The following is a 2,504-nucleotide window of genomic DNA, read 5'->3' as shown; positions in this document are numbered from 1 at the left end:
TGTGTTTCGGCGTGCAACTTTGACCCCGTGAGGCGGGGGATCGGCGTCCAATTCTGACCCCCTAACCTCGTTCTCGCAGACTGCCCTCCGGTACGGCCGGAAGGGTGGTGTAGGGGGATGAAGGGCGTGGATACGATTGCGCGCATCCGGCGCGAGTTCTTCAACCGCGGCCGCGCGATCAAGGACATCGTCCGCGACCTACACGTCTCCCGCAACACGGTCCGGAAAGTCGTCCGGTCGGGAGCCACCGCCTTCGCCTACGAGCGTGAGGTGCAGCCGCTGCCCAAGCTCGGGCCGTGGCGCGACGATCTCGATCGGATACTGGCCATCAACGCCGGCAGGTCCGCCCGCGAGCGGCTGACGCTGATCCGGATCTACGAGGCGCTGCGCGGGCTCGGCTACGAGGGCGGCTACGATGCTGTTCGGCGCTATGCCAAAACCTGGAAGCGCGAGCGCGCCTCGGTCACGGCCCAGGCGTTCGTACCGCTGTCGTTCGCCCCGGGCGAGGCCTACCAGTTCGACTGGAGCCACGAGATCGTGCTGATCGGCGGCACGACCGTCACGGTCAAGGTCGCCCACGTCCGGCTCTGCCACTCGCGCATGCTGTTCGTGCGGGCCTATCCGCGCGAGAGCCAGGAGATGGTGTTCGACGCCCACGACCGGGCGTTCGCGTTCTTCCAAGGCACCTGCCAGCGCGGCATCTACGACAACATGAAGACCGCGGTGGAGACGATCTTCGTCGGGCGCGAGCGCGTCTACAATCGCCGTTTCCTGCAGATGTGCTCGCACTACCTCGTCGATCCGGTCGCCTGCACGCCGGCCTCGGGCTGGGAGAAGGGGCAGGTCGAGAACCAGGTCGGGCTGGTGCGCGAGCGCTTCTTCACCCCGCGCGTCCGGGTGAAGAGCTACGAGGAGCTGAACGCGCTCCTGCTCGATCAGGTGATCGCCTACGCCAAGGCCCATCCCCATCCTGAGGAGCGCGAGCGCACCGTCTGGGAGCGGTTCGAGGCCGAACGGGCAGCCCTCGTTCCCTATGCCGGCCGCTTCGACGGCTTCCACGCCGTCACCGCTTCGGTGTCCACGACCTGCCTCGTGCGCTTCGACAACAACCGCTACTCGGTCACCGCCTCGGCCATCGGTCGGCCGGTCGAGGTACGGGCCTACGCCGAGCGCGTCGAGATCCGGCAGGACGGGCGCGTCGTCGCCGAGCACGAGCGCGCCTTCGGGCGGGATCAGACCGTGTTCGATCCCTGGCACTATGTCCCCGTGCTGGCCCGCAAGCCCGGCGCGCTCCGGAACGGCGCACCGTTCAAGGACTGGGTCCTGCCTCCCGCCCTCGACCGGGTCCGACGCAAGCTCGCCGGCAGTGCCGGAGGTGACCGGCAGATGGTGGAGATCCTCACCGCCGTGCTCGCCGATGGGTTGCCGGCCGTCGAGGCGGCCTGTGCCGAGGCCCTGCGCGAGGGCGTGCACTCGGCCGACGTCGTCCTCAACATCCTCGCCCGGCAGCGCGAGCCGACCCCGCCCGTCACCATCCTGACCCCCGAGAGCCTGCGGCTGCGCCACGAGCCGGTCGCGGATTGCGCCCGCTACGACAGCCTGAGGAGCCCCCCATGATGGAACGCCAGAACATCCTCGCCACCATGGGCGAGCTGAAGCTCTTCGGGATGAAGGCGGCCTACGACGAGATCATCAAGGTCGCGGTCAAGCGCACCCACGAACCGCAGCAGATCGTCGGCGACCTGCTCCAGGCCGAGATCTCCGAGAAGCAGGCACGCTCGATCCGCTACCAGATGACGATCGCCAAGCTGCCCATGGCCAAGGACATCGCCGAGTTCGCCTTCGACGGCACCCCGATCAACGAGGGTTTGGTACGCGCGCTCTCCGGCGGCGAGTTCCTGGCTCACCAGCGCAACGTCGTACTCGTCGGCGGGACCGGGACCGGCAAGACCCACCTCGCCATCGCCATCGCGCGAGCCTGCATTCGAGACGGGGCGCGGGGCCGGTTCTACAACGTCGTCGACCTCGTCAACCGGCTCGAAGCCGAGGTACGCGCCGGCCGCCAGGGCCGCATCGCCGATCATCTCGCCCGGCTCGACCTCGTGGTGCTCGACGAACTCGGCTACCTGCCGTTCGCGCAGTCGGGCGGCCAGCTCCTGTTCCACCTCATCAGCAAGCTCTACGAGACCACCTCGATCGTGGTCACCACCAACCTCGCCTTCGGGGAATGGCCAAGCGTGTTCGCCGGCGACGCCAAGATGACCACGGCGCTGCTCGACCGGCTCACCCACCATTGCGAGATCGTCGAGACCGGCAACGAGAGCTGGCGCTTCAAGAACCGCGCCTGAGGCCGGCGCACACGTCCCGCCTGCTGGACCCCTGATCAGCCCGGCTGCGCCACCCCGACCCGCTTCGCCGGGCTGATCAGGGGCGTCCCGCCATACCCATCCGGGGGGTCAAAGTTCGACGCCGATCCAGGGTCAATGTTCAACGCTGTTTGACAC

Annotated in this window: 1 protein-coding gene and 1 pseudogene; both read left to right on the top strand. The window is 68.1% G+C overall.

Annotated features, from left to right (window positions below; genetic code table 11):
- Positions 1-117: 117 nt before the first annotated feature.
- Positions 118-1,605 (top strand): annotated as a pseudogene (gene istA / locus MFF07_RS22335) (IS21 family transposase); the annotation flags it as partial.
- 8 nt (positions 1,606-1,613) lie between these two features.
- Positions 1,614-2,348, top strand: a complete 735-nt coding sequence (gene istB, locus MFF07_RS22330) for an IS21-like element helper ATPase IstB (protein ID WP_283206840.1) — start codon at positions 1,614-1,616, stop codon at positions 2,346-2,348.
- Positions 2,349-2,504: the final 156 nt, after the last annotated feature.

The sequence above is a fragment of the Methylobacterium thuringiense genome (genome assembly GCF_022179645.1).
GTDB classification, from domain to species: Bacteria; Pseudomonadota; Alphaproteobacteria; order Rhizobiales; family Beijerinckiaceae; genus Methylobacterium; species Methylobacterium thuringiense.
This window is presented reverse-complemented; position numbering and strand designations above follow the sequence as displayed.